Annotated in this window: 21 protein-coding genes; 14 read left to right on the top strand and 7 right to left on the bottom strand. The window is 44.8% G+C overall.

Translation table 11 applies throughout. From position 1 onward, the window contains the following. The first annotated feature begins 35 nt into the window (after window positions 1–35). Window positions 36–839 carry a prolipoprotein diacylglyceryl transferase gene (gene lgt / locus N5E84_RS09800; protein ID WP_013857591.1) on the top strand — a complete coding sequence of 268 codons (804 nt, stop codon included), beginning with the start codon at window positions 36–38 and terminating at the stop codon, window positions 837–839. Window positions 840–854: 15 nt separating this feature from the next. Continuing rightward, window positions 855–1,706: a thymidylate synthase gene (locus N5E84_RS09795; RefSeq protein WP_017043268.1), complete on the top strand. Its 852-nt coding sequence runs from the start codon at window positions 855–857 to the stop codon at window positions 1,704–1,706. Between the two features lie 102 nt (window positions 1,707–1,808). Here N5E84_RS09795 and N5E84_RS09790 read toward each other — a convergent pair whose 3' ends face one another. Beyond that, window positions 1,809–2,954: a Na/Pi symporter gene (locus N5E84_RS09790; RefSeq protein WP_019282736.1), complete on the bottom strand. Its 1,146-nt coding sequence runs from the start codon at window positions 2,952–2,954 to the stop codon at window positions 1,809–1,811. Window positions 2,955–3,325: 371 nt separating this feature from the next. Between N5E84_RS09790 and nhaR the strand changes: the two genes are divergently transcribed. Beyond that, the gene (gene nhaR, locus N5E84_RS09785) at window positions 3,326–4,216 is read left to right on the top strand and encodes a transcriptional activator NhaR (protein WP_026027442.1); all 891 of its coding nucleotides are present in this window, start codon (window positions 3,326–3,328) and stop codon (window positions 4,214–4,216) included. Window positions 4,217–4,490: 274 nt separating this feature from the next. After that, entirely contained in the window at window positions 4,491–4,784 is a 294-nt protein-coding gene (locus N5E84_RS09780) for an ArsR/SmtB family transcription factor (protein ID WP_026028082.1), read from the top strand. A gap of 152 nt (window positions 4,785–4,936) precedes the next feature. Here N5E84_RS09780 and rpsT read toward each other — a convergent pair whose 3' ends face one another. Beyond that, window positions 4,937–5,197: a 30S ribosomal protein S20 gene (rpsT, locus tag N5E84_RS09775; RefSeq protein ID WP_026027444.1), complete on the bottom strand. Its 261-nt coding sequence runs from the start codon at window positions 5,195–5,197 to the stop codon at window positions 4,937–4,939. Window positions 5,198–5,454: 257 nt separating this feature from the next. On the opposite strand from rpsT, the gene murJ reads away from it, so the two are divergent. From murJ to ispH, 6 genes are all read left to right on the top strand, one after another. Then, the gene (gene murJ / locus N5E84_RS09770; RefSeq protein WP_026028080.1) at window positions 5,455–7,017 is read left to right on the top strand and encodes a murein biosynthesis integral membrane protein MurJ; all 1,563 of its coding nucleotides are present in this window, start codon (window positions 5,455–5,457) and stop codon (window positions 7,015–7,017) included. 71 nt (window positions 7,018–7,088) lie between these two features. Continuing rightward, complete coding sequence (gene ribF, locus N5E84_RS09765; RefSeq protein WP_026028079.1) at window positions 7,089–8,024, top strand: bifunctional riboflavin kinase/FAD synthetase; 936 nt, start codon at window positions 7,089–7,091, stop codon at window positions 8,022–8,024. 63 nt (window positions 8,025–8,087) lie between these two features. Then, a complete protein-coding gene (gene ileS / locus N5E84_RS09760) occupies window positions 8,088–10,946 on the top strand; it encodes an isoleucine--tRNA ligase (protein ID WP_019282735.1) in 2,859 nt (952 codons plus the stop codon). Between the two features lie 17 nt (window positions 10,947–10,963). Further along, on the top strand, window positions 10,964–11,473 hold the full coding sequence (gene lspA / locus N5E84_RS09755; protein ID WP_026028078.1) for a signal peptidase II: 510 nt from the start codon (window positions 10,964–10,966) through the stop codon (window positions 11,471–11,473). Between the two features lie 168 nt (window positions 11,474–11,641). Further along, window positions 11,642–12,073, top strand: a complete 432-nt coding sequence (gene fkpB, locus N5E84_RS09750) for an FKBP-type peptidyl-prolyl cis-trans isomerase (RefSeq protein WP_013857554.1) — start codon at window positions 11,642–11,644, stop codon at window positions 12,071–12,073. A 26-nt stretch (window positions 12,074–12,099) separates the two neighbouring features. Next, window positions 12,100–13,062: a 4-hydroxy-3-methylbut-2-enyl diphosphate reductase gene (ispH, locus tag N5E84_RS09745; protein ID WP_013857553.1), complete on the top strand. Its 963-nt coding sequence runs from the start codon at window positions 12,100–12,102 to the stop codon at window positions 13,060–13,062. Between the two features lie 95 nt (window positions 13,063–13,157). Here ispH and N5E84_RS09740 read toward each other — a convergent pair whose 3' ends face one another. Then, window positions 13,158–14,642 (bottom strand): carbon starvation protein A, encoded by a 1,485-nt coding sequence (locus N5E84_RS09740; RefSeq protein ID WP_019282734.1) that lies wholly within the window; start codon window positions 14,640–14,642, stop codon window positions 13,158–13,160. Between the two features lie 243 nt (window positions 14,643–14,885). On the opposite strand from N5E84_RS09740, the gene N5E84_RS09735 reads away from it, so the two are divergent. Both N5E84_RS09735 and N5E84_RS09730 read left to right on the top strand, forming a co-directional pair. Next, on the top strand, window positions 14,886–15,227 hold the full coding sequence (locus tag N5E84_RS09735; RefSeq protein ID WP_029388330.1) for a DUF2799 domain-containing protein: 342 nt from the start codon (window positions 14,886–14,888) through the stop codon (window positions 15,225–15,227). Window positions 15,228–15,278: 51 nt separating this feature from the next. Continuing rightward, complete coding sequence (locus N5E84_RS09730; protein ID WP_019282732.1) at window positions 15,279–17,075, top strand: cation:proton antiporter; 1,797 nt, start codon at window positions 15,279–15,281, stop codon at window positions 17,073–17,075. On the opposite strand, the gene murQ is transcribed toward N5E84_RS09730, so the two are convergent. Both murQ and N5E84_RS09720 read right to left on the bottom strand, forming a co-directional pair. Next, on the bottom strand, window positions 17,072–18,001 hold the full coding sequence (murQ, locus tag N5E84_RS09725; RefSeq protein ID WP_019282731.1) for an N-acetylmuramic acid 6-phosphate etherase: 930 nt from the start codon (window positions 17,999–18,001) through the stop codon (window positions 17,072–17,074). The two genes, N5E84_RS09730 and murQ, sit on opposite strands and share 4 nt — an antisense overlap. A 15-nt stretch (window positions 18,002–18,016) precedes the next feature. Beyond that, window positions 18,017–19,129 carry an anhydro-N-acetylmuramic acid kinase gene (locus N5E84_RS09720; protein WP_029388329.1) on the bottom strand — a complete coding sequence of 371 codons (1,113 nt, stop codon included), beginning with the start codon at window positions 19,127–19,129 and terminating at the stop codon, window positions 18,017–18,019. 98 nt (window positions 19,130–19,227) lie between these two features. Here N5E84_RS09720 and nagZ point away from each other — a divergent pair, with 98 nt between their 5' ends. Further along, a complete protein-coding gene (gene nagZ, locus N5E84_RS09715; protein WP_043004631.1) occupies window positions 19,228–20,214 on the top strand; it encodes a beta-N-acetylhexosaminidase in 987 nt (328 codons plus the stop codon). A 54-nt stretch (window positions 20,215–20,268) separates the two neighbouring features. On the opposite strand, the gene btsR is transcribed toward nagZ, so the two are convergent. Together btsR and N5E84_RS09705 are read right to left on the bottom strand one after the other, a co-directional pair. Then, on the bottom strand, window positions 20,269–20,985 hold the full coding sequence (gene btsR, locus N5E84_RS09710; RefSeq protein WP_017047891.1) for a two-component system response regulator BtsR: 717 nt from the start codon (window positions 20,983–20,985) through the stop codon (window positions 20,269–20,271). A gap of 9 nt (window positions 20,986–20,994) precedes the next feature. After that, window positions 20,995–22,674, bottom strand: coding sequence for a sensor histidine kinase (locus tag N5E84_RS09705; protein ID WP_029388328.1), 1,680 nt, complete (start codon window positions 22,672–22,674; stop codon window positions 20,995–20,997). Between the two features lie 375 nt (window positions 22,675–23,049). On the opposite strand from N5E84_RS09705, the gene N5E84_RS09700 reads away from it, so the two are divergent. Beyond that, the gene (locus N5E84_RS09700) at window positions 23,050–24,129 is read left to right on the top strand and encodes a 3-deoxy-7-phosphoheptulonate synthase (protein WP_019282727.1); all 1,080 of its coding nucleotides are present in this window, start codon (window positions 23,050–23,052) and stop codon (window positions 24,127–24,129) included.

Raw genomic sequence — 24,129 nt, 5'->3', positions numbered from 1 at the left:
TATCTTCACCTCATTTTTAGTAAGAGAACACGTTTATGTCTCAGGGTTTTATACAGTTCCCAAATATTGATCCCGTGCTGATTGCGATTGGCCCTATATCCATTCGCTGGTACGGCTTAATGTATTTAGTTGGTTTTGTTTTTGCGATGTGGCTTGCCAATCGCAGAGCGGACAAACCAAATAGTGGCTGGACTCGTGAGCAAGTCTCGGATTTGCTGTTTGCTGGATTTTTAGGGGTGGTCATTGGTGGTCGTGTCGGTTATGTGTTGTTTTACAATTTTGATCTGTTTCTCCAAGACCCGCTCTATCTCTTTAAAGTGTGGACAGGCGGGATGTCTTTCCATGGTGGTCTACTTGGCGTGATCAGTGCAATGTTTTGGTATGCACGTAAAAATAACCGGACGTTTTTTGGTGTCGCCGATTTTGTGGCTCCTTTGGTTCCATTTGGTTTAGGCATGGGACGACTAGGCAACTTCATGAACAGTGAATTGTGGGGGCGAGTAACCGATGTTCCATGGGCGATCATTTTTCCAAACGGCGGGCCTTTGCCTCGTCATCCATCACAGCTTTATGAGTTTTTCTTAGAAGGGATTGTGCTGTTTATTATATTGAACCTGTTTATCCGCAAAAATCGGCCAATTGGTTCAGTCTCAGGGCTATTTTTGATAGGCTACGGAACATTCCGTTTCCTTGTCGAATATGTTCGTGAACCTGATGCACAATTAGGATTGTTCGCTGGATTTATCTCCATGGGGCAAATCCTGTCGCTACCGATGATCATTGTCGGTGCACTGATGATGGTATGGGCGTACAAGGTTAACCATAAAGTGACTCAATAGTGTTAAGGATAGTTTGTGAAACAGTATCTTGAACTTTGTCAGCGAATTGTTGATGAGGGCGTTTGGATCGAAAATGAACGTACCGCCAAACGCTGCCTAACGGTGGTTAACGCTGATCTCACCTACGATGTAGGTCAGAATCAATTCCCGTTAGTGACAACGCGTAAAAGCTTCTGGAAAGCCGCAGTTGCTGAGCTACTTGGTTATATTCGTGGCTACGATAATGCAGCCGATTTTCGCGCTTTAGGAACCAAAACGTGGGATGCGAATGCGAATTTAAATGCAGCTTGGCTTAACAATCCATACCGCAAAGGTGAAGATGATATGGGCCGCGTGTATGGAGTTCAAGGACGTGCGTGGGCCAAGGCGGATGGTGGGCAGATTGATCAACTGCGTAAGATTGTTGATGATCTTTCACGTGGCGTTGATGATAGAGGCGAAATCCTAAACTTTTACAACCCAGGTGAGTTTCATATGGGTTGCTTGCGCCCCTGCATGTACAGTCATCACTTTTCTTTGTTGGGTGATACTTTGTATCTCAATAGTACGCAACGCTCGTGTGATGTCCCGCTTGGCTTGAATTTTAATATGGTTCAGGTCTACGTGTTCCTCGCAATTATGGCGCAAATTACCGGCAAAAAAGCTGGCGTGGCCTACCATAAGATCGTCAATGCGCATATCTATGAAGACCAACTGGCGTTGATGAAAGATGTACAACTTAAGCGTGAACCGCTCCCTATGGCGAAGTTTCATATTAACCCGAAAATTAAAACGCTAGAAGATCTTGAAACTTGGGTTACCTTGGATGATTTCTGGATTGAAGGCTACCAATGCCATGATGCCATCCAGTACCCGTTTTCGGTTTAGTTGCTCTCTCGCATTATTAAAAAGTACTGTTTTCTAGTTGTAAAAAATCCCCGAAGCGTTGCTCGGGGATTTTTTTGATCTGTCGTGTGGTTTGTTCGTTACTTAAGCCGTTAGTGCCAGTATACCGCCAGGCATAATGATAAAGACCGATAGTAAATAACCCGCAACGACCGCTTTATTCTTTGTTGCCATCTCAGCAATCATTTCTGCGCCTTTAATTGGCAGTTCACGTAAAAATGGAACCCCATAGATCAACACAGTGGCTAATACATTAAAGGTTAAGTGGACTAAAGCAATTTGCAAGGCAAATACCGCAAACTCACCAGAAACGGCCGTTGCCGCGAGTAGGGCGGTAATGCAAGTGCCAATATTAGCCCCTAAAGTGAATGGGTAAACATCGCGTACTTTCAATACACCAGTGCCGACCAGCGGAACCATTAAACTGGTGGTAGTTGAAGAAGATTGAACCAATACAGTGACGATTGAACCTGAAAGGATACCGTGCAGCGGTCCGCGCCCAATGGCATCTTTGAGTATCTCTTTCGCACGGCCCACCATCAAACTCTTCATGAGCTTACCCATGACAGTGATAGCCACAAAAATGGTCGCAATACCAAGTACAATCAACATCACGCCACCTACAACTTCACCAAAAGTGATCAGCTGGCCTTTTAGTGCCGTGATAATTGGGCTCGTGATAGGTTTGATAAAATCGAGTCCTTTCATGCTCATATCACCAGTAGAGAGCAAAGGTGACACAAGCCAATGAGAAATTTTCTCTAAAATACCAAACATCATCTCTAACGGTAGGAAAATCAGTACCGCCAAAAGATTAAAGAAGTCGTGAATTGTTGCACTTGCAAAAGCGCGTTTAAATTCGACTTGGCAACGAACGTGTCCAAGGCTAACAAGCGTGTTGGTTACTGTGGTGCCAATATTGGCACCCATAACCATTGGGATCGCCATTTCAACAGGTAATCCGCCAGCCACAAGACCGACAATGATAGAGGTTACGGTGCTTGAAGATTGAATCAATGCTGTGGCGGCTAACCCTATCATCAACCCCGCTATTGGGTGTGAGGCAAACTCAAACAGTACCTTAGCTTGATCACCTGTTGCCCATTTAAATCCACTACCTACCATCGCCACTGCAAGTAGCAGTAGGTAGAGCATGAATGCCAAGTTCGCCCAACGCAGCCAACGAGTGGTACTCGCAATGGGTGCAGCAGTAGTTGTCGCTTGGTTCATTTTCTTTTCTCCATTGACCTTTTGAGTGTTGTTCGGTCTGTTGTTGAATCTGAGCGAGATAGTAGAGAATAATTATTTCATTTATATGACAGTGGGTTTCTCATTGATAACTCTGATAAAAACAAGTTTCACGGTGACTTTTAATTCTTTATTTATTGAATTTTCATGATGTTATGCGATTTTAACAGCGTGGAGGAGGAGGGCGAGGGACGCTAGTTTTAGATATTTTATGACGAAGTTGTCATTTTTGAACTCTAACTGCTCGGTATTAAGATTAGCTAACGTTCTTAAGTTCGGTTTTTCCGAGTTAATTGCTCATTTGGCTTGGGTTTGTTATAAACAACGACCAGATAAAATTGAGTGTCCTTATCATGTTTCACCTCAACTACAATCATCTTTACTACTTCTGGATGGTATGCAAGCAGGGATCGGTCACTAAAGCTGCAGAAGCACTCTTCTTGACTCCGCAAACCGTCACTGGGCAAATTAAGGCTTTTGAAGAGCGCATGGATGGTAAGCTTACTAAGCGTAATGGTCGTAGCATTGAACCGACAGAACTTGGGCAACTGGTTTTTAAATATGCTGACCGGATGTTCGGCTTAAGTTATGAGATGCTCGATATTGTCAATTATAGTCAGCGCTCTAATCTGCTGTTTGATGTAGGAGTGGCGGATGCCCTCTCTAAACGGCTTGTCAGTAAAATACTGATGACGACGGTCCCGGCCGATAGCAGTATCCACTTGCGTTGTTTTGAATCGACCCATGAAATGTTATTAGAGCAACTTTCACAACACAAATTGGATATGATTCTCTCTGATTATCCCGTCGATTCCAGCCAAAGCCCGGGCCTGTTCAGCAAAAAACTGGGTGAGAGTCACATGAGTTTTTTTTGTTCAGGCAAGGTTGAAAATGTCTCTTTTCCCGCCATTTTAGAGCAGAGAAAGTTGTTGATACCGGGAAGCCGAACCGCGATGGGGCGTAATCTATTGCAATGGTTTGACCGTCAAGGCCTGAAGCCGAATATTCTGGGGGAGTTTGATGATGCGGCATTGATGAAAGCTTTTGCGCGTTATCATCATGATGCAATTTTTTTAGCGCCCTCAATTTATGTGACTGAAGTTGGTGATGATCTTCCTTTGCAACTTATCGGTCAGATTGATGATTTAAAAGAAGAGTACTACGTCATTTTTGCTGAGAGGATGATCCAACACCCAGCAGTGAAAAATGTTTGCGATGCAGATTTTAATAATTTGTTTGTATGATGCTTTCACTACTAACGATAAATAGATTACTATCTCATTATCTAGCAATATTATTAATTATCGCTTGCCAAGTAATACTAATCTAAACTGGTTATACGCCTTCTGATGCCGTTATTGACGCTCTATTGAATGGTTGCCGTCATAAACGGTATAACAATTAAACTACGTAGAAAAAGGTACTAACCTTACTTATAAACTCATAACATGTTGGGTTAAGGAAGATGCAAACTTGTGATGCGTTTGATGTAAGAAGTTGTTCCAAGGGAGCTTATTCATGAACCTACAAGAAATGGAAAAAAATTCCGCTAAAGCAGTGGTGTTGTTAAAGGCTATGGCTAACGAAAGACGCCTACAAATATTGTGTTTATTACACAATCAAGAACTGTCGGTTGGTGAGCTATGTGGGAAATTAGAATTGAGTCAATCGGCACTTTCGCAGCATCTTGCTTGGTTAAGAAGAGATGGGTTAGTGGATACAAGAAAAGAAGCTCAGACGGTTTACTACACACTCAGCAGCCATGAGATCAAGGCGATGATTGAGTTGTTACACGGTTTATACTGCCGCTAGTGTTTTGAAAAATACACAATCCGAAATTATGTTTCAGTAACATAGTTCGGATTTTTTTATATTAAAATTAGAGTAAATACTTTACTTGACATTGCAGATATAAAAAAACCGGCCTTAGCCGGTTTTTGTTTTCGCGTGGAACCAAGTCTAAATTATAGAGCTTTGATTGCTGCAGCGAAACGAGACTTATGGCGAGCAGCTTTGTTCTTGTGAACAAGACCTTTAGTCGACATACGGTCAAGGATTGGTGTAACTGCAGCAAATGCAGCAGTTGCAGCTTCTTTATCGCCAGCTGCGATAGCTGCGATGGTTTTCTTCATGTAAGTGCGCATCATAGAACGACGGCTAGCATTATGCTGACGACGTTTCTCAGCTTGGATAGCGCGCTTCTTAGCAGATTTACTATTTGCCAAGGGTCTAACTCCCAAAAACTTAGTTCGGTGACAATTTAAGGGCGGGGAATATCCCTTATTTGCTCTCAATTGTCAAATGATTTGTGCAAAAACCGTTCTAGGCCAAACAAATTTTGGTATAGGAAGGTCATCGCGGTTAAGATGCGGGGATTCTAACAGTATTTTTTTTCCAATGCTAATACTTATCTGATCTCGCACTGACATTCCTTATGTGTTGCTGTGGATAATGACGTTTTGGCTTGTTTTTCGAGGTAATAGTGAGCAAACGCCTACTCAAATCTGGCTTGATTGTCAGTGCTATGACGTTGATTTCTCGTGTGTTGGGCCTAGTTCGTGACGTAGTTGTTGCGAATTTGATGGGGGCAGGTGCGAGTGCCGATGTTTTTTTCTTTGCTAATAAAATTCCTAACTTTTTACGTCGGCTATTTGCCGAAGGGGCTTTTTCTCAAGCGTTTGTTCCAGTACTGACCGAATACCATTCATCGGGAGATATCAATAAAACACGCGAGCTGATTGCTAAAGCATCTGGCACATTGGGGGTGATTGTCACTTTGGTGACTGTTGTGGGGATCTTATGCTCTGGTGCGGTCACGGCACTGTTTGGGGCTGGTTGGTTTTTAGATTGGCTTAATGATGGTCCTGATGCGCATAAGTTTGAGCTTGCGAGTTTATTATTAAAAATCACTTTTCCTTACTTATGGTTCATCACTTTTGTTGCTTTATCAGGAGCGATTCTCAATACCTTGGGCAAGTTTGCCGTCTCTTCTTTTACCCCTGTATTTTTGAATGTGATGATCATCGGTTGCGCTTGGTTTTTGTCGCCGCACTTACAACAACCGGAAATTGGCTTGGCGATTGGCGTCCTTCTTGGAGGATTGGTCCAGTTTCTATTTCAAATTCCATTTTTGCTCAAAGCAGGTTTATTGGTTTGGCCTCAATGGGGTTGGAATGAACCGGGGGTTGTGAAAATTCGCACCTTGATGTTGCCCGCTCTTTTTGGGGTATCGGTCAGTCAAATTAACTTATTGCTGGACACCTTCATTGCCAGCTTCTTACAAACGGGCTCCATCAGCTGGCTTTACTATTCAGACCGTTTGCTAGAATTTCCGTTAGGCTTATTTGGTATTGCGATCGCTACCGTTATTTTGCCTGCATTATCCCGTAAACATGTTGATGCCCACAGCGAAGGATTTTCGCAAACCATGGATTGGGGTATTCGTATGGTTTGTCTGCTCGGTTTTCCTGCGATGTTAGGCCTGATTGTGTTGGCAAAACCGATGCTTATGGTGCTATTTATGCGAGGTGAGTTTACCCCGAATGATGTCAATCAAACGGCGTTGTCACTCTATGCATTTGGTTTGGGCTTGATCAGTTTTATGCTGATCAAAGTGCTTGCACCAGGGTACTACTCTCGGCAAGACACCAAAACGCCAGTTCGTTATGGCATTATCGCCATGATCTCTAATATGGTCTTCAATGCGCTTTTAGCGTGGCATTTAAGTTATGTTGGTTTGGCGTTAGCTACGTCATTATCTGCTTTTATCAACATGGCACTGCTTTACCGAGGGTTACATGTGCAAGGGGTGTATCAGATCACCCGTAAAACTATTGGTTTTATTATTCGCTTAATGGTGGCCAGCAGTGCGATGGTTGTGGTCATTGTTTGGCAATTGGAAGAAATGTCAACATGGCTAGAGTGGAGTCTGACACAGAGGGCTACATCATTGGTGATGCTGATCAGTATCGGTGCGGTCAGTTATTTGCTTTGCCTAGCCGTGCTTGGCGTGCGTTTAAAAGACTTAAAAGCGGCGACAGATTAATGGTGATTAGTATATAATCCGTCGGTTTCGCACCTTGCTAATTGAGAACTATAGGTTTTAAGCATTTTCTAATGGAATTGATTCGCGGCATTCACAATATCAAGCCACAGCATCATGGCTGTGTATTAACCATCGGAAACTTTGATGGTGTTCATTTAGGACATCAGCAAGTTTTGAAGCAAGTATCCAAGAAAGCGCAATTATTGGGTTTACCTTCGGTGGTCATGACGTTTGAACCGCAGCCATTAGAATTATTTGCCAAGCACAATGCACCAGCTCGGTTAACTCGATTACGTGATAAATTTGTGCAATTGAACAAGCAGTCGGTTGACAGATTGTTATGTGTGAATTTTAACCAGCACTTTGCTAATTTAACGGCAGAAGCTTTTATTCGTGACTTGTTGGTCGCTCAGTTGGGTGTTAAGTTTCTGGTGATTGGTGATGATTTTTGTTTTGGTAAAAATCGCCAAGGTAATTTCAGTATGCTGCAGCAAGCTGGGCAACAGTTCGGTTTTGAGGTGGTAAGTACCCACAGTTTTTGCTTGCAACAACAGCGGGTGAGTAGTACTGCTATTCGTAACGCTTTAGCAAGCGATGACTTAGTGTTAGCTAAGCAGATGCTCGGTCGTGATTACGGTATCAGTGGTCGAGTGTCGCATGGTCAAAAGTTAGGGCGAACCATTGGTTTCCCTACAGCGAACATTCCGCTTAAGCGCTGTGTTTCACCGGTCTCTGGTGTTTACGTCGTCAATGTCTATGGCCTTGATAACTCGCCCATCGGAGGAATTGCCAATATTGGTAATAGGCCAACAGTCAACGGGGTTCGCCAACAACTTGAAGTACACTTGTTTGACTTTCATGCCAATTTATATGGCAAACAGCTAGAAGTGGCACTTTTACATAAGCTTCGAGATGAAAAGAAATTTGAATCTTTTGGAGCGTTAAAGCAACAAATTGAATTGGATGCTGATGCGGCAAGGGTGTGGTTGCATCAGCTAAAGAATTAGTCGGATTATTCCACCGATTAATATCATGTCTAACGTCGCCCAATATAACGGAATTAAGAATCGATGAGTGATTATAAAGATACCCTGAACCTACCTGAAACAGGGTTTCCAATGCGTGGCGATCTGGCTAAACGTGAGCCAGAAATGTTAAAGCGTTGGTATCAAGAAGATCTTTACGGCGAAATCCGTAAAGCCAAAAAAGGCAAAAAATCTTTCGTATTGCACGATGGCCCTCCTTATGCCAACGGTGATATTCATATTGGTCACGCACTGAATAAGATTCTTAAAGACATTATTATCAAATCGAAAACCTTATCTGGTTTTGACGCGCCTTACATCCCAGGTTGGGACTGTCACGGGCTACCTATCGAATTGATGGTAGAGAAAAAAGTCGGCAAACCGGGCCAGAAAGTGACCGCGGCTGAGTTTCGTGAAAAATGCCGTGAATATGCAGCAGGTCAAGTGGAAGGCCAGAAAGAGAGCTTTAAGCGTTTGGGCATCATGGGTGAGTGGGATAAACCTTATCGCACCATGGATTTCGCCACCGAAGCGAACATTATTCGCGCATTGGGTAAAATTGCCGATAAAGGGCACCTGCTGAAAGGTTTCAAACCTGTTCACTGGTGTACTGATTGTGGTTCAGCACTGGCTGAAGCGGAAGTTGAGTACAAAGATAAAGTGTCACCTTCGATTGACGTACGATTCAAAGCAGCCGATGAAGCGGCGCTGCTTGAAAAGTTCACGCTCGCGGCTGATCACGTCGGCCACGGTGAAGTGTCGATTGTCATTTGGACAACCACACCTTGGACCTTGCCAGCTAACCGCGCAGTCTGCTTACGTGATGATCTTGAATATGTTTTGCTGCAAATTGAAGCAGACGGTGAACGCTCTGCTGAACGCATTATCGTTGCGTCAGAACTTGCAAAAAGTGTCATGGATCGTGCTGGCATCAGTCATTACCACAACCTTGGTTTTTGCCGAGGCGCAGACCTTGAACTAATGCCTTTTGATCATCCATTTTACGCATTTACTGTGCCTGCGATTTTGGGTGAGCACGTAACTACTGAATCGGGTACTGGTGTCGTTCATACTGCACCTGGTCATGGTCAAGAAGACTTCGTGGTCGGTCAGCAATACGGCCTTGAAGTAGCCAACCCTGTCGGTTCAAACGGCGTATATCTAGCAGACACCGAGCTATTTGCTGGTCAACATGTGTTTAAAGCGAATGACTCTGTACTTGAAGTACTGAAAGAAAAAGGTGCTTTGTTGCACCACCATGCCTACGAGCATAGCTATCCTCACTGCTGGCGTCATAAAACTCCAATCATTTTCCGTGCAACACCACAATGGTTTGTCTCTATGGAGCAAGCCGGTCTACGCGCCCAAGCTCTAGAATCGATCAAAGGCGTACAATGGATGCCGGAATGGGGTCAAAGCCGCATCGAAGCAATGATTGAAGGTCGTCCTGAATGGTGTATTTCTCGTCAGCGTACTTGGGGTGTACCGATTGCGTTATTTGTGCATAAAGAGACGGCAGAACTTCATCCTAATAGCCCTGCGCTGATTGAAACAGTGGCGCAATTGGTAGAACAAAAAGGGATTCAAGCGTGGTGGGATGTCGACACTGCTGAGATCTTGGGCGAGGAAGATGCCAAGCATTACGAAAAAGTACTCGATACACTGGATGTGTGGTTCGACTCTGGTGTGACTCACTACGCCGTTGTTGATAAGCGCGAAGAGTTCAATGGTCACGGTGCAGATCTGTACCTTGAAGGTTCAGATCAGCATCGTGGTTGGTTCCAATCTTCATTGATTTCATCGGTAGCAATGAAAGGTGCTGCGCCTTACAAACAAGTATTGACGCATGGCTTTGTGGTCGATGGTCATGGCCGCAAGATGTCAAAATCAATCGGCAACGTGGTTGCGCCAAAAGATGTCACCAATAAACTGGGTGCAGACATCCTGCGTCTATGGGTTGCATCGACTGATTACACTGGCGAAGTGGCGGTTTCTGACGAAATTCTAAAACGTTCGGCGGATGCTTATCGCCGTATCCGTAATACAGCACGTTTCTTCTTAGCCAACCTCAATGGGTTTAACCCAGCAACGGATATGGTTGCAGCAGACGAGATGGTGTCGCTGGATCGCTGGGCCGTAGGCCGTGCCTTTGCGGCGCAACAAGAAATTGTTAAAGCATATGAAGAGTATAATACGCATGGCGTGATCCAACGTTTGATGCACTTCTGCTCAATTGAAATGGGTTCGTTCTACCTTGATGTGATTAAAGATCGCCAATACACCGCTAAACAAGGTGCACATGCACAGCGTAGCTGTCAAACGGCGCTGTATTACATCGTTGAGGCTTTGGTTCGTTGGATGGCACCGATTATGTCATTTACGGCTGATGAAATTTGGAACGAAATGCCAGCGATGCAAGCTAATGGCGAGCCGCGTGAAAAATTTGTCTTCACGGGTGAGTGGTTTGAAGGTCTGTTTGGGTTAACTGAAGGCGAAGAGTTGAACAATGAATTTTGGGCAGAGATGCAAAAAGTTCGTAGCTCGGTGAACAAGTTGCTTGAAACTGCTCGCAGTGAAAAAATCATTGGTGGCTCATTACAAGCTGAAGTGGTGCTGTTTGCTGATGACGCTTTAGTGGCTCAGTTAAACAAGCTTGAAGATGAACTGCGTTTTGTACTGCTGACATCAAAAGCGATAGTGAAGCCTCTGGCTGAGAAAAGCGATGCGGCACAAGCAACGGAAACTGCAGGTTTGTTTGTGTTGGTCAGCGCAACCGAAGCAGAGAAGTGCGATCGCTGTTGGCATCATACTCCTGACGTTGGCACTATCACTGGTCATGAAACTATTTGTGGCCGTTGTGTGTCGAACGTGGATGGTGAAGGCGAAGTTCGTAAGTTCGCTTAATAATATTGGGATTCAATATGGCAGAGCAGACGCTTACTTGGAAACAATCAGGAGTTCGCTGGCTATGGCTAGCGCTTCTGGTCTTTACCCTTGATGTCGGTATAAAGCTGATGGTCATGGATAACATGGGGTATGGTTGGGCAAATCGCATCGAAGTAATGCCTTTTTTTAACCTACTTTATGTACATAACTATGGTGCGGCATTTAGCTTTTTAGGCGATCAAGCGGGTTGGCAACGTTGGTTGTTTACCGCTATTGCCTTTGCGGTGACGGGGCTCCTCACTTACTGGATGAGTAAGCTGCCTGCGCAAGAGAAGTGGCATAATATCGCTTATGCCATGATTATTGGTGGCGCAATCGGCAACGTGTTTGATCGTATCGTGCACGGTTTTGTGGTTGATTATCTTGATTTCTACTGGGGCAATTATCACTGGCCAGCGTTTAACTTGGCTGACAGTGCCATTTGCCTTGGTGCAGCAATGATTATCCTTGATGGCTTTCGTAAAAAAGACGATGCGCACTCATAATGGCTAAAATAGTTGAATAACCCTAAGCGCTGTCTGTTGATTCAGGTGGCGCTTTTTGTTTACTCTTCATCTCTAAAAATACGGTGGCGATAGGCGTACTAAAAACGGGCATTTTTATGTCGTTATGGATGCCTTGTCTCCACACTAAAATAAATAAAGAGAAATCACGTGACGACAATAAAAGCAAACAGTGCGGTAACCCTACACTTCACCATTAAATTAAAAGATGGCTCTATTGCGGATAGCACTCATAATATGGGCAAACCAGCGAAATTGGTTATTGGTGATGGCAGTCTAAGCGACAATTTTGAGTTGTGCTTAATCGGTCTGAGTGCCGGAGAATCCAAAACCATTGAGTTAAAAGCCGAAGACGCGTTTGGTTTGTCTAACCCAGATAACATCCACCATATGGATCGCGCCAAATTTGCCGGTAATACTGAGGTGGAAGTTGGCACGATTATGGCGTTTAGTGGCCGCGATGGCTTAGAAATTCCTGGCATTATCACCGCTATTGCGGGCGATTCGGTAACGGTTGATTTTAACCACCCACTTGCAGGACAAGATGTCATTTTTGATGTTGAAATTTTGTCTGTAGAATAATTGGCAACTTGCGATAACCCTATTCAATGAGCAATGAAATGAAAATATTGTTAGCCAACCCTCGTGGTTTTTGCGCCGGTGTTGATCGTGCGATCAGCATTGTTGAACGCGCACTTGAGCTGTATCAGCCTCCGATTTATGTACGGCATGAAGTGGTGCATAACCGCTTTGTGGTGGAAGGGCTGAAGCAGCGCGGGGCCATTTTTGTTGAGGACTTACACGAAGTACCTGATGACAATATTGTGATCTTTTCTGCTCATGGCGTTTCGCAAGCAGTGAGACTTGAAGCGAAAGCGCGTGCATTAACCGTGTTTGATGCCACTTGCCCTTTGGTGACTAAAGTGCATATGGAAGTGGCTCGAGCCAGTCGCCGCAGTATGGAAGTAGTGCTGATTGGCCATGCAGGTCATCCTGAAGTGGAAGGAACCATGGGCCAATACGCCAGTAAAAAAGGCGGCATGTACTTGGTTGAAAAACCGGAAGATGTTGAATCACTAAAAGCTATCGTTAAAGATCCGACTAATTTACATTATGTTAGCCAAACCACCTTGTCGGTGGATGAAACAGCCGATGTGATTGATAAATTGCGTGAAGTGTTTCCGGATATTCAGGGACCACGTAAAGATGATATCTGTTACGCGACACAAAACCGCCAAGATGCAGTGCGTCAACTTGCATTGGATGTTGATTTGGTGGTGGTAGTGGGCTCGAAAAACTCATCAAACTCTACGCGTTTAAAAGAATTGGCGGAAAAGCTCGGAACGCCGGGTTACTTGATTGATTGCCCTGAAGATATTGATCCAACGTGGTTCGATGGTAAGAAAACCGTTGGCGTCACGGCCGGCGCATCGGCACCCGAAGCATTAGTGAATCAGATCCTAGATCGAATTAAAGAGCTTGGTGCTCAATCGGTTGAAGAAGTGCTTGGACGAGAAGAGAACATGTTTTTTGAAGTGCCCAAAGAGCTGCAAATCAAGCAAATCGACTAGTCAATAAAAAGTATTTGAATTAGACGTACCAATAAAAGAAGAAGGGCTTCCAAATGGAAGCCCTTTTCTATAACGCAAGCGAAGCGTCATTCACACTATGCAGTTTCTGTGACTGCTTTCGGTTTTTCTTCATCGGTAAGTTCGATGTCGCCTTTACCTTTGGAGATTATAATTACATATATGGTTACGGACAGTGAGAACAAAATACCGGCAATGGTTGATGCTTGCATCGGTAAGCCAAAGCCTAATGAACTGTTATTAAGAATGAAGGTGGCACAAACCGTGGTCATAAACATCGCGGGGATAGTCGCAATCCAATGCAGTTTGTTATGGCGTAGTAAATAGGCGGAAGCGGTCCAAAGCATCATTACTGCTGTGGTTTGGTTGGCAAAACCGAAGTAGCGCCAAATAATACCGAAATCCACTTGAGTGAGAATGGCACCCAAAACAAACAGCGGCAGTGCCATGAACAAGCGATTACGCAGCGTTTTTTGTTCCATATTGAAATATTCAGCTAAGATCAAACGACTAGAGCGAAATGCAGTATCGCCTGAGGTGATGGGTAGGATAACCACACCCAAGAAGGCGATGATGCCGCCAAACACACCTAATAAGCCAAAGGATGCGCTGTACACAACGTTACCCGGGCCGCCGTTTTTCACCGCTTCTGATAATCCTTCCAATGAACCAAAGAAAGAGAGTGCAATCGCACACCAGATAAGTGCGATAATGCCTTCACCAATCATGGCACCGTAAAACACGAAGCGGCCATTTTTTTCATTTTCCATACAGCGAGCCATCAATGGCGACTGAGTTGCATGGAAACCAGAGATAGCACCGCAAGCAATCGTGATAAAGAGCGCTGGCCAAAGTGGTAGGTCGTTCGGGTTCATGTTGCTGAACATGTCGCTCATTTCAAAACCGCCCATCACAGTGTGTTCACTGGAAAGTGCAATCGCGGTCATTAAGCCAACCGACATAAAGATTAACAATGCGCCGAACAGTGGGTAGAAACGGCCGATGATTTTATCGACAGGAACGATGGTGGCGAGAATGTAGTAAGCGAAAATGATCACCACCATTGAGGTCATGCTCACCGTTAGACTCGTTTGCTCGTTAATCAGATTGGTGATCATCCCCGCAGGCGCAGAAACGAAAACAACCCCCACAAGCAGTAGCAGTACAATGGCAAAAATGTTCATAAAATGTTTGGCGCCATTGCCTAGGTAACGGCCAGTAATGGTGGGCACTGAAGCGCCGCCATTGCGTACCGACAACATGCCTGAAAAGTAGTCATGCACCGCACCTGCAAAAATACAGCCAACGACAATCCACAACATTGCTGCAGGACCATAGAGTGCGCCCATGATTGGGCCGAAAATTGGGCCTACGCCAGCAATATTAAGCAATTGTACCAAGTAGACTTTTTTGGTCGACATAGGAACATAGTCCACGCCATCACTCATGGTGTGGGCCGGTGTTTTACGGTTCTCGTTAATACCAAATACTTTTTCTACAAAAGCGCCGTAGATAAAGTATCCGGCCAGTAGGGCTGCGACACAGGTAAGAAACCACATCATAGCAATTGTCCTTTATGAATGAATTAAGCTCACTGTGGATAATAAAGGGCTCTGTGACGAGAAACATCTGCTTTTCCAGTGAGCGGCACTATAGCCAGTTAAGTGGCTATTTCACACAATAAGTGGTTTAGGGCTCGTCTCATCATCTGGATCAATAATGCTTTGCTGCTGGGAGGCAATGAGTGGCATCTTACAAGCAATCTGCTAGGCTAATTGAATGAAAATAAGAACTTAAGGACAACAATGAAAAAATTAAGTGTATTGTGCGCTGCTGTGTTGATGGTTGGGTGTGCGGCCTCTGATGCTGAATTAGCACAAAACGGAGATTGGCAACAAATTGGTTATCAAGATGGAGTCACAGGTCATACTCAGCGCAGCTATAAAAAGCTTTCTGAGCTGGGTTCGGTGCAACAAGCCGATTACGAAGCGGGATACGTTAAAGGGCTAAGCGAGTATTGTAACCCCAATTTCGCCTATCAAATTGGATTGTCAGGACTATATTATGAAGGTGCGTGCGAAGGAACCGAGCAAGCACAGCGCTTTCGCATGGAATGGCAACGGGGTTGGAATGAGTTCACTAATTAACCCACCTATTGATGGGTTATCCATTTAAGATATCGCTATTAGAGAAAATATATGCATGAAGAGTTTATTGCTTTAGCTATTGCAGCCATTGGCGTTCTTGGTTTGACGTGCCAGTGGTTAGCATGGAAGTTGCGTCTTCCTGCTATTTTATTTTTATTAATTGCAGGCATTGTCGTTGGTCCGTTGACTGGGTGGTTAGAACCTCAGCAGCTATTGGGAGAATTATTATTCCCTTTGATTTCTCTTGCGGTTGCGGTGATTTTGTTTGAGGGTAGCCTCACACTCAACTTCAAAGATATTCGCGGCGTCAACCACACTGTGTGGAGCATTGTGTCGCTTGGAGCCCTAGTTTCATGGGGAATAACCAGCGTTGCGTCGTATTATTTATTGGACTTTGATTGGTCACTTGCGCTGCTGTTTGGCAGTTTGACCGTAGTTACCGGGCCGACCGTCATAGTACCGCTGCTACGTACCGTGCGGCCAAATGCTCGACTTTCCAATATATTGCGCTGGGAAGGAATACTCATCGACCCGTTGGGTGCACTGTTTGTGGTGATGGTGTATGAGTTTATTATCTCTAGCAGTGAAGCGCATAGCTTATACGTTTTCTCTTTAATTATTGGTGTTGGTTTAAGTATAGGAGCGGCTGCTGGCCAAGCCGTCGCTGTCATATTGAAGCGAGGCATGTTGCCTGAATATTTACAGCCTTTTGCTGTATTGGCTGTGGTACTTGGCGTCTTTTCCGCTTCTAACGCTATCGAGTCAGAGTCTGGCTTACTGACGGTGACGGTGATGGGGATGTGGCTGGCAAATGCTAAAAACGTCAATATTCAGCATATTCTTCATTTCAAAGAAAACCTGACTATTTTGCTAATCACTGGCCTCTTTATCCTTTTGGCTGCACGCATCGAGCTGGCTGATTTCCAAGCATTAGGGTGGAGTGCATTGCTGTTGTTGGTGGTAATGCAGTTAGTTTCCCGTCCGATGTCCATTTTTATTGCAACCGTGCGCAGCTCATTATCTTTCAAAGAGAAAGCTTTTTTGGCTTGGGTGGCGCCTCGCGGTATTGTGGCTGCTTCTATTTCTTCTCTATTTGCTATCAAACTGACAGCGGCAGGTGTAGAGGGAGCGACACTATTAGTGCCTTTAACGTTTATGGTCATTATTGGAACGGTGATTTTACAAAGTGCGACGGCGCGTCCTATTGCAATGGCATTGAAGGTGGCAGAACCTGCTCCGCGTGGTTTTTTGATTATTGGTGCGAATGACGTCGCTCGAGCGCTTGGAAAGGCGTTTGCGAAATATGATTGTCGCGTTGTGCTCACCGATTCTAACTGGGACTACATTAGTCAGGCGCGAATGGCGGGGCTAGCCAATTATTATGGTAATCCGATATCAAGCCACGCCGATGAATATTTAGATTTGATTGGTATTGGTCATGTGGTTGCACTTAGCCCTGATAAGCATTTCAATATTATGGCTTGCATGCATTTTCTCAGTGATTTCGGTGAAAAACGCGTATTTTGTTTGAACGATCATGCCAATGACAATAGTAGCGATAAACACAAAGTGGCTCAGGAATATCACGGTTTATCACTTTTTAATGGTGAAGTGAGTTATAAAAAATTAGCCAGTTTGATCAACCAAGGTGCAGACATTAAGCACACAAAACTGAGCGAAAGTTTCACCTACCAAGATTATCTCCAGCAGAACAAAGAACATTTTGTTTTGCCACTGTTTATGGTGAACGTCAAAGGCCGTATCCAGATGCACCATTCTATTCAGGAGTTTTTACCTACGGAAGGTGAAATAGTCGTCTCGTTGATCAAACAGAGCCAGAGCCACTAGTGGCTCTCGTGTTCACTTCCCATTGCCCGGCGAAGAAAACCATCAGACTCAGTCAATTTATCCATAGCTTCTGCATAACTTAACCCCGTCAAGTGCATCAATATCGCTACTTTTACATTGTTGTTGCTTTGGGCTAATAAGTATTCAGCCTCAGCGCGTTCACAGTCGGTTGCTTGCATCACAATTCGCACCGCTCTGGCGATGAGTTTTCGGTTAGTGGCCTTAACATCGACCATTAAATTTTGGTAACTCTTACCAAGACGGATCATGCTAGCGGTGGTGAGCATGTTGAGTACCAGCTTCTGCGCTGTACCGGATTTTAAGCGCGTTGAACCGGTCAGAGCTTCTGGCCCAACGACAGGGCTAATGGCTATTTGCGCCAATTCTGCAATCGGGGAATCCGGGTTACATGATAGGGCAATGGTTGTCGCGCCCAAATCATTAGCATACTCCAAGGCACCGATGACATAAGGTGTTCGCCCACTAGCGGCAATGCCAACAACCACATCTTGATCCGTAAAATGAATACTTTTGAGATCTTGAATGCCGAGTTCTGCGCAATCTTCCGCCCCTTCTTTAGCACTGAACATGGCCTCTTTCCCACCGGCAATCAAACCAATCACCATCTGATCGCTAACTCCAAATGTTGGAGGGCACTCTGACGCATCAAGAACGCCTAATCGGCCACTGGTTCCTGCGCCAATGTAGATTAATCGACCACCATGTTTGAATGCATAGGTAATTCGATCCACGGCTAAGGCGATCTCCGGAAGGACTTTTTCGACGGCTAGCGGAACGTGCTTATCTTGTTGATTGAGCCGTTCTACAATTTCTTGTGCTGATAGTAGGTCAATATCCATTGTGTCAGGGTTGCGACCTTCGGAAATAAGGTGAGAAAGCGCAGAGAGCAGCGCGTCATTAGTCATACCATTCCTTACTTATTAATGAGTAAAATAGACCACACCCAACGAAGCGAGAGCGCTTGCTCCGGTTACTTCTGGTAGATTGCTGGGTAAATTATGCAGACGACGTTGAGCAAGCCAAGCAAAAGCCATTGCTTCCATGTAGTCACTATCCACCCCTTTATCGCTGGTGGGCATGATGCGCCAGTGTGCTAAATGGGCCTGCAAACGTTCAACCAATAGCGGGTTACGGGCACCGCCCCCACACAGCAGCAATTCCGGCGCTGGCCCACATTGGTAGTGTGCGACTTGCGTGGCGATGGTGAGTGCTGTGTATTCACAGAGTGTACGTTGAACATCTTCTGCTGCTAACAAAAACTCAGCCAATATCTGCTGAAGCCAAGGGAGATTAAACAGCTCGCGACCCGTACTTTTCGGTGCATTCAACGCAAGGTACGGCTCTTGATTGAGGCGTTCGAGTAGTGGTTGGTGTACCTTTCCCGATCTCGCCCACATGCCATTATCATCAAACTTATGGTCTGTCTGTTCAAAGCACCACGCATCCATCAACATATTGCCCGGGCCCGTATCGTAGCCTAATACTTTTTGCTGCGGCCGCAGTACCGAAATATTAGCGATGCCGCCAATATTGAGTACTACAACGCTCGAATCGGTTGATTTGAAAATGGTGTCGTGAAATGCAGGGACTAATGGAGCTCCTTGGCCGCCGAGCGCCATATCTTTGCGACGAAAATCAGCCACTGTGTCGATGCCAGTTTTGCTGCTGATGATATTGGCATCACCGAGTTGCATCGTAAAAGGCGTATTACCGTTGGGTTGATGAAAAACCGTTTGGCCATGGCAGCCAATCGCGCGAATATCGCACGCTTGATAGCCTGATTGAGCCAGTAAAGCGATGACTGCATCAGCAAACAGATGGCCGAGCAAGTGGTCTAACTCGCCAATCTCTTGCACATTGGTTGATTGCCCAATACAGACATTCAGCAAACGCTGTTTGAGATCTTCTGGCATTGGGAAATCAGCGTGAGCCAATAAACGAATTTGGTTGCCATCCATTTCGACCAGCGCTGTATCGACACCATCCATGCTGGTGCCAGACATCACACCAATGTAGCGTTCAATGCTCTTCATTCGCTTCTCCTTCAACTCAAAAACAAAATCATTGTAATAGAAATTCAAAGCGAATAACCTCGTTAAATTAACTGTTTAAGTAAATTTTTGGAGTGAGCATGGGACCGTTGTGGCTAGATGTGGCAGGCTGTGAATTGAGCGCTGAAGACAAAGAGATTCTTGAGCATCCCACTGTCGGCGGGGTCATTCTTTTTGCGCGTAATTATCACGATAACGCGCAGTTGCTTGCGCTTAATAAAGCGATTCGCCACGCAGCAAAACGTCCGATTTTGATTGGTGTCGATCAAGAAGGTGGGCGAGTACAACGTTTTCGTGATGGGTTTTCGCTGATCCCTGCCGCGCAGCAGTATGCCAAGCAGAATAATGGTGAAGCATTAGCTCGCCAAGGTGGCTGGCTGATGGCGGCGGAGTTGATTGCTCATGATATTGATCTCAGCTTTGCTCCTGTATTGGATAAAGGTCATGCATGTAAAGCGATTGGTAATCGTGCTTTTGGTGATGATGTACAGAGCATCATTCGCCACAGTTCAGCCTATATGCAAGGCATGAAAGAGGCTGGCATGGCAACAACAGGTAAACACTTTCCCGGTCACGGCGGGGTAATCGCTGACTCGCATCTTGAGACGCCCTATGATGAGCGCAGCACGGTTATGGAAGAGGACATGGCAATATTCAAAGCGCAGATTGAAGCTGGAGTGCTCGATGCCATGATGCCTGCACATGTGATTTATCATCACTATGATGATCAACCTGCCAGCGGTTCTGCGTTTTGGTTGAAGCAAGTACTTCGCCAGCAGTTAAGGTTCAAAGGATTAGTCTTTTCTGATGATTTAACAATGGAAGGGGCATCTGTCATGGGCGGTCCTGCCGAGCGCGCGCATCAATCGCTAGCCGCTGGATGTGACATGATTTTAGTGTGCAATCAACGCGCAGCTCAAATTGAAGCATTGGATAATTTGCCGATTTTGGACGTGCCAGCGGCTGAGTCTCTACTCAAACGTCGTGCTTTTAATCTTCCTCAACTGCAAAGCACTGAACAGTGGAAACAAGCCTCAGAAGCGATGAAACGACTGCTTGGTGAGTAAAAAAATGGCGCTGTGCGTGAAAGCTTCAGCGCCGTTATTTTCTATTCGTTGCGGTTAGTGAAAACCCAGAACTTCTTTTAAATTTTTTAGATAACGTCGGCTGACGGGCACTTTGTGATCACTAAGGGTGATGATTTCCGCCAGCCCATTGTCCAATAATTTGATCTCTTTAATGGCCCTAGTATTGATTAAATACTGGCGGTGACAACGAACCAGTGGCGTTCTTTCTTCCAAAATTTTGAGCGTTAGTTGGCTGGTGGCTCGTTGTAAATGGGTTTGCACATGAACACCACTGATGTCGCTCAAAGCAAACTCGACATCTTTGGTGGCAATGATCACAATTCGATTTAATCCAATGCAGGGAACTTGATCTAACCCTGCTGGTGATAAAATCGAAAAATCCTGCTTTTTTTGCCCTTGGCGAACTAAACGTTGCAGCGTTTTCTTTAAGCGCTCAGGGTCAACGGGCTTGAGTAGATAATCAAACGCATTTTCCTCAAACGCTTGCAGCGCATACTGATCATAAGCGGTGACAAACACCACATTGGGCATCGTATCTGGGTCAAGCATCCCTAGCAGCTCAATGCCAGTAACTTGTGGCATTTGGATGTCGAGAAACACCACGTCTGGCTTTAGCTGATTGATTTTTTTTAACCCTTCGATCGCATTACTGGCGTGACCAATCACATCAACATCGCCCGTCTCTTCTAGTAGCTCAGTCAGTTCTTCCCGAGCGAGCAGTTCGTCATCAATAACCAGTGCCGATAGCATGTTATTCCCTTAGTTAAATCCTTGATGAGGAATGAGAAAGCTCATTCGTGTGTATTGATTAGCCAATACTTCCGTTTTTAGTGCGGCTTGTTCGCCAAATTTATTAGTTAAGCGTTTATTGACAATTTGCATGCCTAAACCATCGTAATCTTCATTCGGAGCTTGGTAACTGCCCGCATTATCTTCCACTACAATTTTGTATCCTTCCGTTTGCGCTTGGCTGTAGATTCGTACCCGTCCCCCTTCTAACAAGTTAGAGGTGCCGTGCTTTATCGCATTTTCTACCAGTGGTTGTAGGGTAAAACTGGGTACGTTGCGTTCAAGCAGTAATGCATCATCGATGGCGATATCCACTTCAAGGCGATCGGCAAAACGCGCTTGTTCTATGGTTAAGTAGGCTTTGACATGTGCTAATTCTTCTTTAAGAGTCACTGTCTCAATATTTTGTTTGAGGTTACTACGAAAGAAGTGCGAAAGATGCTGGATAAGTTCTCGCGCTTTGTCGGGATCACGGCGGGTGATGGCACTAATGGTATTGAGAGCATTAAACAGAAAGTGAGGGTTGACTTGAGCATGCAGTAGTTTGATCTCGGCACGGGAAAGCAGCATTTGCTTTTGTTGGTATTCGCCGTACAGAATTTGGCTCGACAGTAATTGTGCAATCCCTTCCGCCATTGACATGTTAATGGTTGAAAAAAGCTTACGCTTCGGCTCGTACAGCTTTATGGTTCCAATTACGCGATCACCTGCTCGAAGTGGAATAATTAACGCTGAACCGAGTTTACAGCTTTTGGAGAGTGAGCATTGATAAGGGGAATCTTTTCCGTCGAGATAAATAATGCGGTTTTTGGTGATCGCATCGAGTGTGCTTTGTGATGAGATCGGTGTATTGGGTTTGTGGTGATCGTCACCAATACCGATAAACGCGAGTATTTTTTCTCTATCGGTAATGGATACCGCGCCTACGTTGGTCATTTCATAAACAATTCGAGCCACTTTGCCTGCATTGTGTGGATTAAAACCGTTGGCCAAAATGCCAACTGAACGCTCAGCAATATTCAGTGCGCGACGAGAAAAGGTGGCGGAGTATTCTTCAAAAATGGTTTTTCTGTCTTGTAAAATGCTCATGAACAGCGCTGCGCCGACTGAGTTAGCGATGATCATGGGCGCGGCGATAGTCGAGACTAAGGCGTATGCATCAACAAACGGTTTAGCGACTAACAAAATCACCAACATTTGCACTATTTCAGCAAACAGTGTTACGGCAAAAACAATGCTGGGGCTAAACAGGAGTCGCCCTTTGCCCTTTCTCAGTAAATAGGTGTGCAGCAATCCACCAATCAAACCTTCTGCAGTAGTTGAAATGGCGCATGCCACATCGGTAAAACCGCCTAAAGTGTAGCGATGCATACCGCCAGTAAATCCAACCGCAAACCCCACAATGGGGCCACCAAATAACCCACCCATGACAGCACCTATCGCCCGCGTATTGGCAATCGCATCGTTGATCTGCAAACCAAAATAGGTGCCCATGATGCAAAAGAGGGAAAACAAAACATACGTACTGATTTTGTGGCTAATTCGACTGGAAATGTTAAGCAGCGGCAAGAAAATGGGTGTTTTACTAAACATATAAGCGAGAACGAGGTAAACACACATCTGTTGCAGTAAGGAAAGAATTAAATCCATGTCAAAAACCCGTTGGTTTGGTGATCCCCTTTTCACTTGAAGCTACAGTAGTATTGGCTTTGTTCATTTTCCTAAGCGTAGAGTTTTCTATATACATTAGGATTTATGTACGGATGGCCAGACTGTAACACCAATCTCTTTGGGTATGATTTACGATTCATCCTCACTATTTTAGGTGAGATAGAGAGAATAAAATACGCGTCAGCTTATATTTTTTGCTTTAATAGAAGATAAATACGAGTGTAATTTTATTTTTACATATAATGTTTTTTTAAATTTACACTTGAAATGTTTTTAAAGCCTGTTAATTTGTCTTTTATTGGTGTTTAGGTATGCAATAAGATTTTATGTAAACAAATAATTACAGGTGATGAGATGCAAAAAAGTGAACTAAGTAATATTAATATCAGTGATGAGCAAGTGCTGATCACTCCGGAACAATTAAAAGCTAAGCTGCCGCTCAGTCATCAAGCTCGCCAGTTCATTCAACACTCTCGTCAGACAATTGCCAATATTATCCATAAAAAAGATCACCGTTTACTGGTGGTGTGCGGCCCTTGCTCTATTCATGATATTGATGCGGCAAAAGAGTACGCAAAGCGCTTGAAATCACTCTCAGAGCAGTTGAGTAATCAACTGTACATTGTCATGCGTGTTTACTTTGAAAAGCCGCGTACAACGGTTGGTTGGAAAGGGCTGATTAACGATCCTCATCTTGATGGCAGTTTTGATATCGAACATGGTTTACACGTTGGTCGTCAATTGTTAGTTGAGCTAGCGGAGATGGAGATCCCTCTGGCGACTGAAGCGCTTGATCCGATCAGCCCTCAATATTTAGCCGATACATTCAGTTGGGCGGCGATTGGTGCACGCACTACGGAATCCCAAACACACCGGGAAATGGCCAGTGGTTTGTCGATGCCGATTGGGTTTAAAAACGGCACCGATGGCAATTTAGCAACGGCAATCAATGCGATGCAGGCGGCATCATCCAGCCACCGTTTTATGGGCATTAATAGTGAAGGGCAAGTGGCCTTACTTACCACTCAAGGCAACCCAAATGGACATGTCATTTTACGTGGCGGTAAGCAAACCAACTACGATTCAGTGTCGGTCACCGAGTGTGAGCAAGAGATGGCAAAACATAAATTGGATGCGTCGTTAATGGTGGATTGCAGCCATGCTAATTCACGTAAAGATTACCGTCGTCAGCCGTTAGTCGCTGAAGATGTGATTCATCAAATTCGTGAAGGAAATCAGTCTATTATTGGTTTGATGATTGAAAGTCACCTCAATGAAGGTAATCAATCTTCTGACCTTCCTCGCAACGAAATGGAATACGGTGTATCGATTACGGATGCCTGTATTAATTGGCCATCAACTGAGGCACTATTACGACATGCTCATCAAGAGCTCGTTCCGTTCTTAGAAAATCGCCTAAAAAAAGGTGAATAA

The organism is Vibrio sp. J502, assembly GCF_025397955.1.
Lineage (GTDB): Bacteria > Pseudomonadota > Gammaproteobacteria > Enterobacterales > Vibrionaceae > Vibrio > Vibrio anguillarum.
Note: the sequence above shows the minus strand (reverse complement) of the source record. Positions and strands in the feature narration are given on the sequence as shown.

What these genes read in the sequence shown, in the direction of transcription:
- lgt (WP_013857591.1), top strand. Translation starts at nt 36, where the DNA reads ATGTCTCAGGGTTTTATACAGTTCCCAAATATTGATCCCGTGCTGATT.
- N5E84_RS09790 (WP_019282736.1), bottom strand. Translation starts at nt 2,954, where the DNA reads ATGAACCAAGCGACAACTACTGCTGCACCCATTGCGAGTACCACTCGT.
- nhaR (WP_026027442.1), top strand. Translation starts at nt 3,326, where the DNA reads ATGTTTCACCTCAACTACAATCATCTTTACTACTTCTGGATGGTATGC.
- N5E84_RS09780 (WP_026028082.1), top strand. Translation starts at nt 4,491, where the DNA reads ATGAACCTACAAGAAATGGAAAAAAATTCCGCTAAAGCAGTGGTGTTG.
- ribF (WP_026028079.1), top strand. Translation starts at nt 7,089, where the DNA reads ATGGAATTGATTCGCGGCATTCACAATATCAAGCCACAGCATCATGGC.
- ileS (WP_019282735.1), top strand. Translation starts at nt 8,088, where the DNA reads ATGAGTGATTATAAAGATACCCTGAACCTACCTGAAACAGGGTTTCCA.
- lspA (WP_026028078.1), top strand. Translation starts at nt 10,964, where the DNA reads ATGGCAGAGCAGACGCTTACTTGGAAACAATCAGGAGTTCGCTGGCTA.
- ispH (WP_013857553.1), top strand. Translation starts at nt 12,100, where the DNA reads ATGAGCAATGAAATGAAAATATTGTTAGCCAACCCTCGTGGTTTTTGC.
- N5E84_RS09740 (WP_019282734.1), bottom strand. Translation starts at nt 14,642, where the DNA reads ATGATGTGGTTTCTTACCTGTGTCGCAGCCCTACTGGCCGGATACTTT.
- N5E84_RS09735 (WP_029388330.1), top strand. Translation starts at nt 14,886, where the DNA reads ATGAAAAAATTAAGTGTATTGTGCGCTGCTGTGTTGATGGTTGGGTGT.
- N5E84_RS09730 (WP_019282732.1), top strand. Translation starts at nt 15,279, where the DNA reads ATGCATGAAGAGTTTATTGCTTTAGCTATTGCAGCCATTGGCGTTCTT.
- murQ (WP_019282731.1), bottom strand. Translation starts at nt 18,001, where the DNA reads ATGACTAATGACGCGCTGCTCTCTGCGCTTTCTCACCTTATTTCCGAA.
- N5E84_RS09720 (WP_029388329.1), bottom strand. Translation starts at nt 19,129, where the DNA reads ATGAAGAGCATTGAACGCTACATTGGTGTGATGTCTGGCACCAGCATG.
- nagZ (WP_043004631.1), top strand. Translation starts at nt 19,228, where the DNA reads ATGGGACCGTTGTGGCTAGATGTGGCAGGCTGTGAATTGAGCGCTGAA.
- btsR (WP_017047891.1), bottom strand. Translation starts at nt 20,985, where the DNA reads ATGCTATCGGCACTGGTTATTGATGACGAACTGCTCGCTCGGGAAGAA.
- N5E84_RS09705 (WP_029388328.1), bottom strand. Translation starts at nt 22,674, where the DNA reads ATGGATTTAATTCTTTCCTTACTGCAACAGATGTGTGTTTACCTCGTT.
- N5E84_RS09700 (WP_019282727.1), top strand. Translation starts at nt 23,050, where the DNA reads ATGCAAAAAAGTGAACTAAGTAATATTAATATCAGTGATGAGCAAGTG.